16 protein-coding genes are annotated in these 15,408 nt (G+C 70.3%); 9 read left to right on the top strand and 7 right to left on the bottom strand.

From position 1 onward, the window contains the following. Positions 1–18 precede the first annotated feature (18 nt). Genes HUW46_RS07210 through HUW46_RS07195 form a run of 4 tightly spaced genes read right to left on the bottom strand, consistent with a single transcriptional unit; the run spans position 19 to position 4,614 of the window. On the bottom strand, positions 19–648 hold the full coding sequence (locus HUW46_RS07210) for a TetR/AcrR family transcriptional regulator (RefSeq protein WP_215546544.1): 630 nt from the start codon (positions 646–648) through the stop codon (positions 19–21). Positions 649–698: 50 nt separating this feature from the next. After that, positions 699–2,393: a flavin monoamine oxidase family protein gene (locus tag HUW46_RS07205; protein WP_215546543.1), complete on the bottom strand. Its 1,695-nt coding sequence runs from the start codon at positions 2,391–2,393 to the stop codon at positions 699–701. Next, complete coding sequence (locus HUW46_RS07200; RefSeq protein ID WP_215546542.1) at positions 2,390–3,175, bottom strand: carbon-nitrogen hydrolase family protein; 786 nt, start codon at positions 3,173–3,175, stop codon at positions 2,390–2,392. The genes HUW46_RS07205 and HUW46_RS07200 overlap by 4 nt, the downstream gene beginning before the upstream one ends. Further along, positions 3,172–4,614: an amino acid permease gene (locus HUW46_RS07195; protein ID WP_442860920.1), complete on the bottom strand. Its 1,443-nt coding sequence runs from the start codon at positions 4,612–4,614 to the stop codon at positions 3,172–3,174. Before HUW46_RS07195 ends, HUW46_RS07200 begins: the two co-directional genes overlap by 4 nt. 257 nt (positions 4,615–4,871) lie before the next feature. On the opposite strand from HUW46_RS07195, the gene HUW46_RS07190 reads away from it, so the two are divergent. From HUW46_RS07190 to HUW46_RS07160, 7 genes are read left to right on the top strand one after another with little or no spacing between them, the layout of a single operon-like run. Beyond that, the gene (locus HUW46_RS07190; RefSeq protein ID WP_215546541.1) at positions 4,872–5,999 is read left to right on the top strand and encodes a Gfo/Idh/MocA family protein; all 1,128 of its coding nucleotides are present in this window, start codon (positions 4,872–4,874) and stop codon (positions 5,997–5,999) included. Further along, the gene (locus HUW46_RS07185; protein WP_215546540.1) at positions 5,996–6,919 is read left to right on the top strand and encodes a PmoA family protein; all 924 of its coding nucleotides are present in this window, start codon (positions 5,996–5,998) and stop codon (positions 6,917–6,919) included. Before HUW46_RS07190 ends, HUW46_RS07185 begins: the two co-directional genes overlap by 4 nt. Then, a complete protein-coding gene (locus tag HUW46_RS07180) occupies positions 6,916–7,650 on the top strand; it encodes a cupin domain-containing protein (RefSeq protein WP_215546539.1) in 735 nt (244 codons plus the stop codon). Before HUW46_RS07185 ends, HUW46_RS07180 begins: the two co-directional genes overlap by 4 nt. Before the next feature lie 16 nt (positions 7,651–7,666). Next, entirely contained in the window at positions 7,667–8,938 is a 1,272-nt protein-coding gene (locus HUW46_RS07175; RefSeq protein ID WP_215546538.1) for an ABC transporter substrate-binding protein, read from the top strand. Further along, positions 8,935–9,822: a carbohydrate ABC transporter permease gene (locus tag HUW46_RS07170; protein ID WP_215546537.1), complete on the top strand. Its 888-nt coding sequence runs from the start codon at positions 8,935–8,937 to the stop codon at positions 9,820–9,822. The genes HUW46_RS07175 and HUW46_RS07170 overlap by 4 nt, the downstream gene beginning before the upstream one ends. Beyond that, positions 9,822–10,652 (top strand): carbohydrate ABC transporter permease, encoded by an 831-nt coding sequence (locus HUW46_RS07165; protein WP_215546536.1) that lies wholly within the window; start codon positions 9,822–9,824, stop codon positions 10,650–10,652. Before HUW46_RS07170 ends, HUW46_RS07165 begins: the two co-directional genes overlap by 1 nt. Continuing rightward, entirely contained in the window at positions 10,649–11,206 is a 558-nt protein-coding gene (locus tag HUW46_RS07160; RefSeq protein WP_215546535.1) for a hypothetical protein, read from the top strand. The genes HUW46_RS07165 and HUW46_RS07160 overlap by 4 nt, the downstream gene beginning before the upstream one ends. 57 nt (positions 11,207–11,263) lie before the next feature. On the opposite strand, the gene HUW46_RS07155 is transcribed toward HUW46_RS07160, so the two are convergent. After that, complete coding sequence (locus HUW46_RS07155) at positions 11,264–11,833, bottom strand: dihydrofolate reductase family protein (protein WP_215546534.1); 570 nt, start codon at positions 11,831–11,833, stop codon at positions 11,264–11,266. 158 nt (positions 11,834–11,991) lie between these two features. Further along, positions 11,992–13,185, bottom strand: coding sequence for a PQQ-dependent sugar dehydrogenase (locus HUW46_RS07150; protein ID WP_254125890.1), 1,194 nt, complete (start codon positions 13,183–13,185; stop codon positions 11,992–11,994). 64 nt (positions 13,186–13,249) lie between these two features. On the opposite strand from HUW46_RS07150, the gene HUW46_RS07145 reads away from it, so the two are divergent. Both HUW46_RS07145 and HUW46_RS07140 read left to right on the top strand, forming a co-directional pair. Continuing rightward, positions 13,250–14,164 carry a 2-hydroxyacid dehydrogenase gene (locus HUW46_RS07145; protein WP_215546532.1) on the top strand — a complete coding sequence of 305 codons (915 nt, stop codon included), beginning with the start codon at positions 13,250–13,252 and terminating at the stop codon, positions 14,162–14,164. Positions 14,165–14,209: 45 nt separating this feature from the next. Then, positions 14,210–14,830, top strand: coding sequence for a DoxX family protein (locus HUW46_RS07140; protein ID WP_215546531.1), 621 nt, complete (start codon positions 14,210–14,212; stop codon positions 14,828–14,830). Positions 14,831–14,871: 41 nt separating this feature from the next. On the opposite strand, the gene HUW46_RS07135 is transcribed toward HUW46_RS07140, so the two are convergent. After that, entirely contained in the window at positions 14,872–15,213 is a 342-nt protein-coding gene (locus tag HUW46_RS07135) for a hypothetical protein (RefSeq protein WP_215546530.1), read from the bottom strand. Positions 15,214–15,408: the final 195 nt, after the last annotated feature.

Below are 15,408 nucleotides of genomic sequence, written 5' to 3'. Positions count from 1 at the left end.
CGCGTCCAGAGAGTGGGATTACGCGGGTTTGGGGGATTGGATCGCGGGGAAGATTTCCCGGACGAGAGTGATCAGCGAACGGCTCAGCAGGGTGTGCACCTGCTCGCGGTTCAGCGCGCCCCGCACGAGCCATTCCCGGCTCGCCGCCTTCACCATCCCGCCGAACGCGCGGACCAGCGCGTTCAGCTCGTTGCCGTGCTCGCTTTCCCTGGACAGCCCGACCGCTTCGAGTACCCTGTCCGCCGATTCGCGATCCGCCTCTTCGAGGATCTGCTCGACCTCGAGATCGCGCCCGATGCCCTCGGGGGCGATCGCGGCGAGCCACATCTTCTCCTGGCTGGTCACCATGTCGAGGAACCAGCTGATGGCGGCGTCCGCGCGCTCGTCGAGCGGCCCGTCCGGCAGGATCTCGATCGCCACCCTCGGTACCGTCAGCGCGCGGCGGATCACCGCGAGGTAGAGCGAGCGCTTGGTGCCGAAGTAGTGGTTGATCAGGCCCCTCGCCACGCCCGCGGCGGCTGCGATGTCCGAAGTGGACACTTCGGTGTACGGCCGCTCGGCGAAGAGCCGGACCGCGCAGGTGAAGATCTGCTCTCTGCGCTCGTCCGGCTCCAGCCGACGCCATTTCGGCGCGGGATCTGAGTTCATGCGCCATATTTTCTCATGCGGAGCCACCCGCGTGGGGTAGATCGATCGGCTCAGCGGTCGCCGAGCACGATCGGCGCCAGCTCGGCGAACCGGTCACCCGGCCCGGGGTTCGCCGGATCGGTGGCGCCGCCGAACTGGCGCATCACGCCCCACACGGCGTTCAGCGCGGTCTGCACCGCGCCCTCGGCCCAGCCCGCCGTCCACGACACGTCGTCACCGGCGAGGAAGAGCCCCCGGTGGCCCGGGTCGAGCCGGTCCTGCACGAAATGGCTGAACAGGCGTTCCTGGTAGCGGTAGTGGCCGGGCAGGTTCGCCTTGAACGCGCCCATGAAATGCGGCTCGGCCTCCCACGACACCGTCACCGGGTCGCCGATGAGGTGGCGGCGGACGTCCACGCCGGGGTAGATCTCGCGCAGGGACTGCAACATCACCTCGACGCGTTCGGCGGCGCTCAGCGGCAGCCACTTCAGCGAATCGTCGGCCCAGGTGTAGGACAGACAGAGCACCGCGGGCGAGTCCGGCCCGTGCTCCAGCAGGTAGGTGCCGCGCGTCATCCGGTCGGTGAGCGTCATGCTCATCTTCTCGCGCCCGGTCGCCGGGTCGACGTCGCGCCAGAACGGCCGGTCGACCGGCACGAACACCTTCGACGACTCCATGTAGTGGGTGCGCTCGATCGCGGTCCAGTGGTCGATCGGGAACAGCGATTCGTCGCATTCGATCTTCGACAGCAGCATCCAGCTCTGCGCGGTGAACACCGCCGCGGGGTAGGTGCGGATGCGGCCGTCGGCGTCGGTGACCGTGATGTTGTTCGGCGCGGTCCGGTGCAGCCGCGTCACCCCCGGCCTCGGCGCGCCGTCGTGCAGGGTCTTCAGGCTCGTCCCGGCGGGCCAGTGCACCATCTTGCCGGGGATCCGTTCCCACAGCCGCTTCGGCAGCTGGTCGCTGCCGCCGACGATCGACCGGTGCTCGTCGTCGGCACCGGTATAGACCACGCGCAGGATCTCGAGTATCGAGTTCGGGAAGTCGGTGTCCCAGCCGCCCGTGCCGAACCCGACCTGGCCGAAGATCTCCCGGTGCGTGAACGACGCGAACGCGGGCGAGTCGCACAGAAAGCCGTAGAACGTCTGGTTGTCCAGTTTGCGCACCAGGTCGTTCCAGATGCGCTTCATCGTGCCGACGTCGCGCGCCCTGATCGCCGCCTGCATCTCGGGGAACGCGGCGTGCTCGTCGAGGGTGCGTTGCCACGCACGGGAAACCTCGGCGAACACCGGGGGCAGATCGGCTGGCGTGCGCGCGTAGTGGCTCTCGCCCTTCAAGTCCACGACCGTGCTCGGGGTGCCGGGTGCCAGCGGGTTGGGGAACGGCGTGGTGCGCAGGCCCACCTTGTCGATGTAGTGGAACAGCGCGGTCGACGACGGCGGGAACCGCATGGCGCCCATCTCGGCGACGACTTCGTCGGAGCAGCCGTCGAACCGCACGGTGCGCAGCCTGCCGCCGAGCGTGTCGGCCTCGTACACCACCGGCCGCAGGCCCATCTTCATCAGCTCGTAGGCGGTGACGAGCCCGGACAGGCCACCGCCGATCACGGCCACCTCGGTGCCGTGGTGCTGCGGCGGCACCGAGCCGATCCCGGCGGGGTGGGCGAGGAAGTCGTCGTAGCCGAACGGGAAGTCGGGGCCCGCCATGGTGATCGGGCGCGCGTGGTCACCGTCGGGGTGGATCGCGGTCGGGACGGCGGAAGTCATGCCTGGTGTTCTCCGTCGTACAGCTCGGGGCGCCGGTCGGTCAGGTGGGTGTTCTCGGCGCGGGACGCCCGCAGCACCGCACTGTCCACAGTGGCCAGAATGAGCTCCGGCCCGCCGCCTGCCTTCGCCAGCACCGCACCGGTCGGCGCGACGACGCTGCTGCGGCCGCAGTAGTCCAATTCGGACTCGACGTCGCACCGGTTGGCGTAGGCGACGAAGAGCTGGCTTTCGTAGGCGCGGGTCGGCACCAGCGTGTCGGCGACCAGTTCGTACGGGCGCATCAGCGCGGTCGGCACGACTAGCAGTTCGGTGCCGGCCAGGGCGTGCGCGCGGACCAGTTCCGGGAACTCGACGTCGTAGCAGATCACCACACCGACCGCGATACCGTCGATCTCGGTGCGCACCACGGCTTCCTCGCCGGGGGAGAACGCGGTCCGGTCGATGTCGCCGAACAGGTGTGTCTTGCGGTAGTTCGCGAGCCGCTCGCCGTGCGCGCCGACGATCATGGCGCTGTTGTGCACGGTCCCGCCGTCGCGTTCCGGGTAGCCGTAGGCGATCGCGAGGCCCGCGTCCGCGGCGAACCCGGCGATCCGGCGCGCGGTCGGCCCGTCCGCGGGCTCGGCGACTTCGGCCGTGCGGGCGCCGATGTGGTACCCGGTGGTGATCATCTCCGGGCACACCAGCAGGGATGCGCCCGCGGCTGCGGCGCGCCCGGCGGCGGCACCGATTTCGCCCATGACGTCACCGGTTTCGCCGGGACCCTGGTAAATGCCGACGATCATGCGGGCACCGCCAGCCTGGAGCGCCGGGCGCCGTAGGCGAAGTAGATCACGAGCCCGGCCACCATCCAGCAGCCGAACACGATCCACGTCGCCACGTCGAGGCTGAACATCAGGTACCCGCAGCACAGCACCCCCAGCACCGGGGTGACCGGGGAGAGCGGCGCGCGGAACGTCCTCGGCAGGTCGGGGCGGCGACGGCGGAGCAGCAGCACCGCGATGTTGACCAGCCCGAAGGCGAACAGGGTGCCGATGCTCGTCGCGTCGGCGAGCTTCCCGAGCGGGACGAAGGCCGCGAGCACGCCGACGAACAGCGACACGACGACCGTGTTCACCCTCGGCGTGCCGCTCTTGGGGTCTACTTTGGACAGTGCTTTCGGGACGAGCCCGTCGCGGGACATCGCGAACAGGATGCGGGTCTGGCCGTAGAGCACGGTGAGCACCACGCTGGAGATCGCCACGATCGCGCCCACCGCCAGCAGGGCGGCCCACAGCTTGTTGTCCACGATGGTGCTCAGCACGTGCGAGAGCGCCGCCTGCTCGCCGTCGAACCGCTGCCACGGCAACGCGCCCACCGCGGCGAGCGCGACGAGGCAGTACAGCACGGTGACGATGCCGAGGGAGAGCAGGATCGCGCGCGGCAGGTCGCGCTGGGGGTTGCGCGCCTCCTCGCCCGCGGTCGACGCGGCGTCGAAGCCGATGTAGGAGAAGAAGAGCTTCGCCCCGCCCGCGCTCAGGCCCGCCAGGCCCATCGGCAGGAACGGGCTGAAGTTCCCGGCGCGCACCGCGGTGAACGCCACCGCGCAGAACAGCACGAGCGTCAGCACCTTCACGACCACCATCACGGTGTTGACGGTCGCGCTCTCCTTCGCGCCGGCGAGCAGCAGGAACATCGCGAGCAGCACGACCGCGATCGCGGGCAGGTTCACGATCCCGCCGTCGCCGGGCGGCTGGCTCAGCGCGTCGGGGATCGCGACACCGAAGGTGAGCTGGAGCAGCTCGTTGAGGTACTGGCCCCAGCCGACCGCGACGGAGGCGACGGAGACGCCGTATTCGAGCACCAGGCACCAGCCGCACACCCAGGCGACCAGTTCGCCGAGGGTGGCGTAGGCGTAGGAGTAGGAGGAACCGGACAGCGGGATCATGCCCGCCAGCTCCGCGTAGGACAGCGCGGAGAACAGGGCCGTGACCCCGGCGAGCACGAACGAGAGCACCACCGCGGGCCCGGCCACCGGGACGGCTTCGCCTAGGATGACGAAGATGCCGCTGCCCAGCGTCGCGCCGATGCTGAGCGTGGTCAGCTGGGTCAGGCCGAGCGTCCGGCGCAGGGTGCCGCCCTGACCGACACCGCCTTCGTCGACGAAGGCTTCCACCGGTTTGCGCCGCAGCACGCTCGCCGCGAAACCGGTCCGGCCGGGTGGCCGGGCGGTGTGCTGCTCCACGGTGCTCCTTCTCGTCGGGGGTGCGGGACCGGATCACGGTATCCACCGCGAATCCACCCGAGAACACCGATCTGTTGTGCATGTGACGCACATTATGGCGGTTTGTTGCACGAGTGGCGACGACCGCGCAGGGTTTCGCCGGGTGTGCCGTCCGGCGGGCCGGGTCTCCGGCGGGTGTTGACAGTGCGCTGACCGCGTCCCTACCGTGAGAAAGCGCTTTCTGAGGCGCACCCACCACGGGCGGGAGGACACCGGCATTGGCTGACTCCGCAACGACTGGAAAGCGCTTTCGCGCGGCGATCGCGGGCACCGGCGGGATCGCGAAGGCCCACCGGGAAGCCTTCTTCGACAACGACGTCGAACTGGTGGCCGTGGCCGACCTCGACGAAACCAGGGCGCGCGAGTTCGCCGCGCGGTCGGGCGGGATCGCGGCCTACCCGGATCTCGCGCCGCTGCTCGCCGAGCAGCGGCCGGACCTGGTGTCGATCTGCACGCCGCCGTCGGCGCACACCGGCGGGGTCACCGCGGTGCTGGACAGCGGGGCGTGGGCGTGGTGCGAGAAGCCGCCGTGCCTGTCGCTGGCGGGATACGACGCGATCACGGCCGCCGAGGCCGCGAACGGGACCTACGCGGCGTTCGTGTTCCAGCAGCGGTACGGCTCCGGCGCCGATCACCTCCGGGCCCTGCTCGACGGCGGTGAGCTGGGGCGCCCGCTGGTCGCGCACTGCCAGACGACCTGGTACCGCGACGCCGCCTACTACGCGGTGCCGTGGCGCGGGAAGTGGGAGACCGAGGGCGGCGGGCCCGCGATGGGGCACGGCATCCACCAGATGGACCTGCTGCTGCACCTGCTCGGGCCGTGGGCCGAGGTGCGCGCGATGACCTGTCGGCTCGTGCACGACGTGGCGACCGACGACGTTTCGACCGCGCTCGTCCGGTTCGCCTCCGGGGCGATGGCGACCGTGGTCAACAGCGTGCTCTCGCCGGACGAGGTGAGCAGGATCCGGCTCGACTGCGCGGACGCGACCGTCGAGCTGACCCACCTCTACGGGTATTCCAACGCGGACTTCGTCTACACGCCCGCGCCGCACGTCGAGGACGAACGGCGCGTGGCGCGCTGGCGCACGCCCGGTGGCGACGTGCCCAGCTCGCACACCGCGCAGCTGCCGCACGTGCTGGCGGCGCTGCGCGCGGGCACCAGACCGCCGTCGAGCGGCGCGGACGGCAGGCGGTCGCTGGAGTTCGTCGCCGCGCTGTACAAGGCCGCGCTCACTGGTTTTCCGGTGCGGGCGGGGGAGATCGGGCCGGGTGATCCGTTCTACGCCTCGATGGACGGCGGGCTCGCTTCGAAGATCGTGGCCCCTTCCGAAGGAGTGCTTTCGTGAGCCTCACCGTCACCCATCGGCACGGCGAACGGATCATCGTCGAGTCCGGCGGCGTCGAATTGCTGTCCTATGTGTACAAACCGGATCCGGTGGCCTACGAGGCGCGCAAGCCCTACGCGCATCCACTGAGGACACTGGCGGGCAACGTGGTCAGCGCGTACCGGCCGAACGACCACCGCTGGCACAAGGGCCTGCAGATGACCGCGAGCCACCTGTCGGGGCAGAACTTCTGGGGCGGGCACACCTACGTTCCCGGTGACTGGTACCAGGACCTGCCGGAGGTGATCGGGTCCATGCGCCACGACGGGTTCACCGAGTTCGAAGTGGACGGTGACCGGCTGGCCTTCACCGAACGGCTCACCTGGATCGAGCACGGCGGCGACGAGTGGGCGAGCGAGCGCAGGCGGATCATCGTCCACTCGGCGGAACCCGACGAGGGCGCGTGGGCGCTGGACTGGTCGATCGAGCTGACCAACACCCGTGACGAGTACCTGCGCTTCGGCAGCCCGACCACCGCGGGACGCGAGCTCGCCGGGTACACCGGGTTGCACTGGCGCGGTCCGCGCGAGTTCGCGGGCGGGCAGGTGCTCGCCTCCGGCGGGCGCACCGGTGAGGAGCTGATGGGGGAGCAGTCGCCGTGGCTCGCGTTCGTCGGCGAGCACGACGAGTTCGACGCGCACTCGACGCTGGTTTTCGCGCACGCGCCCGAAAACGACGACGCCATCCACGAGTCGCACTGGTTCGTCCGCACCACGGCCACGCCCACGGTGGCGTTCTCGTGGGCGTTCTTCGAGGAGTTCGCGCTGCCACCGGGGGAGAGCTTCCGGTACCGGTACCGCGTGGTCCTCGCCGACGGGGCGTGGGACCACGAGCGGGTCGAGCGGTACCTGAAGACGCATCCCTTCGAGGAGGCATCGTGACCGAGTTCCCACTCCCCGGCGGGATCGGGGTTTCGCACCTGCGCGCCTACGAATGGGAGGCGGAGGACGGGGTGTGCGGCGGCAGCCCGCACGTCCACCTCGCGTGCACCGAGGCCTACGTCGTCACGGGCGGCAAGGGCGCCGCGCACACATTGAGTGTCGGCGGCGGTTATCGCGAGACCCCGCTCGAAGCCGGTTCTATCGTGTGGTTTTCGCCGGGCACCGTGCACCGCATGGTCCAGCGCGGCGATCTGCGCGTCACGGTGCTGATGCAGAACAGCGGGCTGCCGGAGGCAGGCGACGCGGTGTTCACCTTCCCGCCCGAGGTGCTCGCGGATCCGGCCGCCTACGCCGAAGCGGCCGCACTGCCCTCTCCCGGCACCGACGACGCCGCGAGGCGCAGGCGCGATCTCGCGGTGCGCGGGTACCTGCGGTTGAAGGACGCGTTCGACGACGGCGACACCGGGCCGCTGCGGGAGTTCCACCGCGCGGCGGCCGCGCTCGTGGCACCGAAAATCGCGGACTGGGTGCCGAAGTGGCGTGCGGGCGCGCTCGCCGCCGCCGAGCTGACCGGCGACCACCTGAAAGCGCTCGCGAACGGGGACGCGAGCCACCTCGCCGCTTCGGGCGTGCGCGAAGCGATCCCGTCCAGGCGCGACGGATACGGCATGTGCGGACGCCGCGAGGAGTACGGAATACCGGGAGTGACGCTGCCCTACGGCGGCGAATGACGGCGAGGTGGGCGACATGCGTCGCAAGTGGACAACGGTGTCCGCGCTGGCCTGCTGCCTGACGGTCCTCTGTGGACTCGTGGCGGCCTGCGGTGGCGCCGAGGGCGTTTCGGGTGGTGTCGCGCTGCGGTTTTCCTGGTGGGGCAACGAAGGCAGGGCGAAGGCGACCGAGAAGGCGATCGCCGCGTTCCGGCGGACCCATCCCGGCATCACCGTGCAGACCTCGTTCTCCTCCTACGAGCCCTACAAGCAGAAGCTCGCCACGCAGGCGGCGGGCGGTGACGCACCGGACGTCATGCAGCTCGACTACCGCCAGATCAGCCAGTACGCGGGCTCGGGCATCCTGCTCGACCTCGCCAAGCGTCCCGAGCTGCGCCGCGACCAGATGGACCCGGCGCTGCTGCGCACCGGGCAGCTCGGCGGCGTCCAGTACGCGGTGCCGATGGCGCGCGGCACGCAGGCGATCGCCTACGACTCGACGCTGTGGGCGAAGGCGGGCGCCGCCGAACCGGCCGCCACCTGGACCTGGGACGACTGGGCGGCGGCGTGGCGCAAGGTCGCCGCCGCCACCGGGAAAGCGGGCTCGACCGATCCCGGCTACTCCGAGGACTGGTTCGAGGTGTGGTTGCGGGGCAAGGGAAAGGCGCTCTACGACGGTGGCGGGATCGCCTTCACGGACGAAGACCTCGCCGAGTTCTGGCAGTGGTGCACGACCCTGCGCCGCGAGGGCGCGGTCAGCTCGGCGCGCCAGACCACCCAGATGGACGGTGCGCTGGACAACACCCCGATGGGGCGCGGGAACGCGGTGTCCGACCCGAGCTGGGACGCGGCGTCGAGCGGGTACAAGTCCCTGGTCGGCGACAGCGTCCGGATAGCGCCGATGCCGGTCGGGCCGGACGGGAAACCCGGCCAGTACTTCAAACCGGCCATGCTGATCGGGGTCTCCGCGCGCAGCCCGCACCCGGCGGAGGCGGCCATGCTGATCGACTTCCTGCTCAACGATCCCGGCGCGGGCGAGGTGCTCGGCGTGTCGAGGGGAATCCCGGTCAACGACGGCGTGCGGGCGAAGGTGGATCCGGGGCTGAAAGGGTTCGACCGCCGGATCGCGGACCTGCAGAAGGGGCTCGAAGGCAGGCTCGCCCCGCCGCCCCCGGCACCGCCGAAGGGGGACAACACGTTGCAGAGCACCTTTCAGCGCGACTACGACCAGGTGTCCTTCGAGCGGATGAGCCCGCTGGAGGCGGCACGGGACTACCTCACCGAAGCCGCCGCGGAGTTGAAGCAATGACCACGCGGCGACAGGGCGCGGCGTGGGTGTTCCTGTCGCCGTGGGTGCTCGGCGCCGTGGTGCTGACGCTGCTGCCGATGCTGATTTCGCTGTATTTGTCGTTCACCGACTACGACCTGTTCGACGCGCCGAACTGGGTCGGCATCCGGAACTACGCGCAGATGTTCACCGAGGACCCGCGCTTCTGGCGGTCGGTCGGCAACACCGCGCTGTACGTGGTGATCGCGGTGCCGCTGCAGCTCGCCGCGGCGCTCGTGGTCGCGCTCGCGCTCAATTCCGTCAAGCGGGGCAAGGGTTTCTACCGCTCGGCGTTCTACGCGCCGTCGCTGCTCGGCGCGAGCATGAGCATCGCGCTGGTGTGGCGCGCGATGTTCAACGACGGCGGCACGGTGGACTCGGTGCTGTCGTCGGTCGGGCTCGACCTCGGTGGCTGGGTGAACCAGCCGGGCTGGGCACTGCTCACCGTCGCGCTGCTGACGGTGTGGCAGTTCGGCGCGCCGATGGTGATCTTCCTCGCCGGGCTGCAGCAGATCCCGCGCGAGCTCTACGAAGCGGCGGCCGTCGACGGGGCGAGCCGGTGGCGGCAGCTGTTGTCGATCACGCTGCCGATGCTCTCGCCGGTGCTGTTCTTCAACCTGGTGCTGCAGACGATCCAAGCGTTTCAGGTGTTCACGCCTGCGTTCGCGATCAGCGGCGGCAAGGGCGGGCCCGCCGACTCGACGCTCGTCTACACGCTCTACCTCTACGACCGCGCGTTCACCGCGTCGCACATGGGGTACGCCTCCGCGATGGCGTGGGTGCTGCTGGTCGCGATCGGCCTCGTGACGGCGCTGCTGTTCCGCAGTTCGCGGTCGTGGGTGTTCTACGCGGACAAGGGGGCGTGATGCGGAACCGGCGCGTGCTGCTGCACGGGGTGTGCCTTTTGGTGCTGCTGCTGATGCTGTACCCGTTGGCGTGGCTCGTCGCGGCGTCGTTCAAACCGGCGTCGGAAGTCCTCGCCAGCCTCACCCTGCTGCCGAGCCGCCTCGCCGGGGAGAACTACGCGCAGGCGCTCAACGGCGTCGGCGGGGTGAGCGTGGCGCAGCTGCTGACGAACTCGCTGATCATCTCGGGCGGCGCTGTGCTGGGCAACGTCCTCAGCTGCTCGCTGGCCGCGTACGCGTTCGCGCGGCTGCGGTTCCGGCTGCGCGGGCCGCTGTTCGCGTTCATGATCGCCACCATCATGCTGCCGCACCACGCGGTGCTGATCCCGCAGTACATCGTGTTCAACCAGCTCGGCATGGTGAACACGTTCTGGCCGATGATCCTGCCGAAGTTCCTCGCCACGGACGCCTTCTTCGTGTTCCTGATCGTGCAGTTCATGCGCGGGCTGCCCCGCGAACTCGAGGAGGCGGCCAGGATCGACGGGTGCGGCCCGTTCCGCACGTTCTCCCGGATCGTGCTGCCGCTGACCAGGCCCGCGCTGATCACCACCGCGATCTTCACCTTCATCTGGACCTGGAACGACTTCTTCACCCAGCTCATCTACCTGTTCGAGCCCGCGAAGTTCACCATCACGTTGGCGCTGCGGAACTTCGTCGACACCTCGAGCCAGTCGGCGTACGGCCCGATGTTCGCGATGTCGGTCATCGCGCTGCTGCCGATCGTGCTGTTCTTCCTCGCCTTCCAACGCTTTTTGGTGGAGGGCATGGCGAATTCGGGGCTGAAGGGATGAGCCGGGAACCGGGTGAGCTGTTCGGGCCGAGGTTCGAGCTGTTCGCCGACGTGCTCAGCGTCGGGATCGCGACGACCGTCGCGTGCCTGCCGGTGGTGACCGCGCCCGCGGCGCTGTCGACCGCGTGCGAGGTGCTGCGGGGCGGCAGGGGGTCGTTCTGGCGCGCGTTCTCCCGGCGGGCGCGCTGGCGCGCGGACCTTCTCGCTGGGCTCGCGATGATCGGCGTCGCTTCGGTGCTGGCAGCCGATTTCCTGCTCGCGGGCGCCGGGTTGCCCGGCGGGAAGCCGTTCACGGTGGCGCTCGCGCTCGTCGCCGTGGCACTGGCCGTGATCGGACTGCGCGCGGTGGCGATGCCTGCGCGGGGTTGGCGACGGGCTTACGCGGACGCGGCCGCGGCGAGTTTCGCCGATCCCGGCGGCAGCCTGCTGCTCCTGCTCGCGTTCGCGACCGCGGCGCTGTGCGCGTGGGTGCTGCCGCCGGTGGCCGCGCTGGTCCCCGGCCCGCTGGCGATGGCCGCGTGTGCGATGGAGCAGCGGCGCGAAGCGTCTCAGTGAGGGGTGGTGGTCGGGCTGGCGGGTGGGACTGCGCCGCGATTTCGTGCGCGGCGGGCGCTAGCGCCGCACGTAGGTCATGACCGCGACCCCGCTGTCGTACACGTCGTGTGCGGTCAGCCGGAACTGCGCGGCGGTGAACTCCCGGTTGAACAACGGGATCCCGGAGCCAGCGACCACCGGGTTGAGCTTGATCATCAGCTCGTCGATCTCCGGCAGCAGCGAACCGGCCAGCCCGCCACCGCCGCACAACCAGATGCCGAGCCCGTCCTCTTCCTTCAGCTCGCGAACCTTGGCGATCGGGTCGGTCCTGACCAGCTCGACGCCCTCGCCGAGTTCCCCCGAATAGCCGGTGGAGAACACGACCTGCCGCAGGTGCCGGTACGGGCTGAAGCTGCCGGTCTTGATCCCCATCTCGTAGGTGCCCCTGCCCATCAGCACGGTGTCGAACACCTTGTTGGGCCCGTCGATCCCGGCCGCCTCGCGCCACGCCGTCGGCACCGTCTCCGGGTGCTGCTCGTTCAGCGCGGTGAGGTGATCGCCTTCGAGCGCGAAGAAACTGAAGTCCCCGTCGGGGCCGGCGATGAACCCGTCGAGCGAGGCGGCGACGTAGTAGGTCAGCTTGCGCAAGAGGTTCCTCTCGGAGTAGGCGTCCTTCCAAGCTAGCGGTACGCGAGTCCTCCGCGCGATGGCTTTCCGGCTGGCTTTCCGGATCGCGGAGACTCCCGGGTGCGGTGGCCCCGCTCGGACATCCGCCGATGCGCGTCGCGGCGGGGAGGGCCTGGCGGTCAGTCCTTGCTGCCGCCGCCTTGGCTCGGTTGCAGCGCGATGATCACGACGCGGTCGTCGCTCGACACCGGTTTGCCGCCGTCCTTGTTCACCGTGCCCGCGAACGCGTAGTGCTGGTCGATGGGGGACAGCGCGCTCAGTTTCCCGTAGCTGGTGCCGTTCTTGCCGTTCATGGTCTCCTGCGGCTTGCCGCCGACGGTTCCTTCGGGGGTGATCGGCAGGTTCTGCATGTTGGCCGCGCCCGCCGCGGCGACCCACAGCTGCGCGCCCGCGTCGACGCAGCCCGCCACGCCGGGTTTCGCGGGCCATGTCCACGCCGGGATGGAAAGCGAGGTGCCCGCTTGGACGCGGTGCAGGAGGTCCTTGTTGTCGTCGCGGTCGGTGACCCACAGCCGGGAGCCGTCGGCCGACTTGCACAGCCCGCCCGGCGCGTGCAGGCCGCTCGCGAACACCGGGGACCCCGCGGTCGGGTTGCCCGCCGCCGGCCGGCCCGTGGTGTCGATCCGCAGCACCTTGCCCGCGAGCGAGGCGGGATGCGTCGCCGCGGCCGGATCGCCCGCGTCGCCGGTGGCCACGAGCAGCGCGCCTTTCCCGTCCGGCAGGATCGCGCCGCGGTTCCCGGTCGACCCGCGCGGGATACCGGTGAGGACCGGTTTCGGCGGCTGCCCGTTCGCGATCCGGACCACCCTGTTGTCGCTCGCCGTGGTGACGTAGGCGAACACGAGCTGGTCTTCGCCGTAGGTCGGGGACAGCGCGAGCCCGGTCAGCCCGCCGTCGCCTGCCGGGTCCACGTCCACCTTCGCGAGCTGCGCGGGATCGGTGTTCGCGGCGACTCGCAGGATCCGCCCGCTCTTGCGCTCACCGGCCAGCGCGGACGGGTTGTCGCCCTCGCCGGGCAGCGCGGCGACCGCGGCCACCGTGTCGAGGCAGGTCTCGATCACGGCCTTGTCGAAGTCGGTGCAGCCCTGCGGCGGCTGCACCGTCGTGGACGGCGCGCTCTTCGGCGCGGGCGGGCCGCCCGGTTTGCCGCCGATCTCGGGAAGATCGGGCGCGGGCCCTGCCTCCGGGGTCAGCGTCGGCGCCGGTGCGTAGGTCTGGTCCGCGGCGCGGTCGTCGAACTGGGCGCAGCTGGACAGCAGGAGGCCGCCGCCGGCCACGAGGGCCGCCGGCCACCAGGTGGGACGGATACGCACGAATACAGAGCCTAGGCGGCCCGCCGTGAGCCATGGGTAAGTGTCGCCGGTTACGGTGGGACACATGACGATTACCGTGCTGGTACCCGACGACGACGGGGTGACCGCGCTGGCCGAGCTCGCCGGGGTGCGCGCGGTTCGCTACACCTGGGGTGAGCCGCTGCCGCCCGAAGCCGCCGAGGCCGAGGTGCTGATACCCGGTTTCCACAGCGCGCGCGAGGGAAGGGAGCTGTTCGAGCGGCTGCCGAACCTCAAGCTCATCCAGCTGCTCGCCGCCGGTGCCGAGGACTGGGTCGGCGAGGTGCCCGCGGGCATGCTGCTGTCGACCTGCCGCGGCGCGCACGGCGGCAGCACCGCGGAATGGGTGGTCGCCGCGCTGCTCGCGATCTATCGCGAGGTGCACTCCTTCGCCACCGCGAAGGACGAGCGGCGCTGGTACCGGCACAGCACCGACACGTTGCAGGGCAAGCGCGTGCTCATCATCGGTGCCGGTGATCTCGGGAGGCGGCTGAAGCGGCGCCTCGAACCGTTCGAGACCCGGGTCGAGATGGTCGGCCTGAACGCGCGCGACGGCGTCCGCGGCGTCGAAGAGATTCCCGAGCTGCTCGGGTCGCACGACGTCGTGGTGCTCATGGTGCCGCTGACCTCGCGGACGAGGGGGATGGTCGACGCGGAGTTCCTCGCCGCGATGCAGGACGGCGCCGTGCTGGTCAACGTCGCGCGCGGCCCGGTGGTGCGCACCGACGCGCTCGTCGCCGAGCTGAAGACGGGCAGGCTGCGCGCCGCGCTCGACGTCGTCGATCCCGAACCGCTGCCGGAGGACCACCCGCTGTGGGACGCCGCGGGCCTGTTCCTCACCCCGCACGTCGCGGGCGCGGCGAGGGGCGCGCAGAAGCGGTCCTACGCGGTCGCGGCGGCCGAGATCGCGCGGTGGGCCAGCGGTGAGCTGCCCGACAACCTCGTCCACGGCGAGTACTGACGGGCGGGTCGTGCGAGGCCGGGCCGGATCCCTTACTCTGCGCGCGTGACCACTCACGACGATGAGTACGGCAAAAAGACCAGCCTGTTCGACGACACGGCCTCATCGGGTGCCACCACGAGCATCCTTTCCGGGGCCGAGGAAAGCACCGAGAAGGACACTTCCACGCGCTGGCACGGCGGGCTCGACTTCGGCCTGCTGATCCTGCGCCTGGTGCTGGGCGGCACGATGGGCGCGCACGGCCTGCAGAAGGTGTTCGGGCTCTTCGACGGGCCCGGCATCGCCGGGTTCGCCCGCGCGCTCGGCGGGTTCGGGTTCACCAGCCAGACCACGCTGCTGTCCTGGATCACCGGGATCAGCGAGATCGCGGGCGGCGCGCTGGTGATCCTCGGCCTGTTCACCCCGCTCGGCGCGGCCGCGCTGCTCGGCGTCGCGGCGAACATCGTCTACGCGAAGTTCCACGGCGGCTTCTTCATGGGAGAGGGCAAGGGTTTCGAGTACGAACTGCTGCTCGGCGCCGTCGCGTTCTCGTTGCTGTTCACCGGTTCCGGCCGGATCGCACTCGACGTGAACACCCCGTGGCGCCGCAAACCGCTGCCCTTCGGGTTGTTCGGGCTGTTGCTCGCGGCGGCCGCTTCGGTACTGGTGATCGTGCTCTTCCGGTAGCCGGATGTTCGGTGTCTTTGAAAGCTTCGAGGAATTCGACGTCACCGCGGCGGGCACCACGATCCACGGCCGCCGCGGCTCGCGGAGCGGTTCACCGTCGTCGCCACGGACCTGCGCGGGTACGGCGACAGCGGGAAACCGGCGAGCACCGCGGACCACGCGCCGTACAGCATGCGCGCGCTCGTCCGCGACCAGGTGGAGGTCATTTCGGCGCTGGGGTACGACCGCCGGAGGAGTTCGTGCACCACGTGCTCGACTCGTGGTCCGACGATCCCGGTGCCTTCGATGCCGGAGTCCGCGCGGAGTACGTCCGGCGGTTCCGCGACGAGCGCACCGTCCACGCCGTCTGCGAGCAGTACCGCGCGGCCGCGACGCTGGACCACGAGCACGACGAAGCCGACCGCGGCACATGCAGTATTTGATCCGGTTTGCTTAGCGGTGCGGGTGGCGGAACCTCAGCGGCCTTCTCGTTCCGGGATCTCCAACTCATGAATGCCAATTCACCACGTTGGAGCTGTCCTCGCGAGAAGACAGCTGAGAACCCGCGGCGGTGCGAGCTGATGGCCCACTCAAGCGGC

It is taken from the genome of Amycolatopsis sp. CA-230715 (genome assembly GCF_018736145.1).
GTDB lineage: Bacteria > Actinomycetota > Actinomycetes > Mycobacteriales > Pseudonocardiaceae > Amycolatopsis.
The sequence above is the reverse complement of the archived record's forward strand: the minus strand, read 5'-3'. Positions and strand labels throughout refer to the sequence as shown.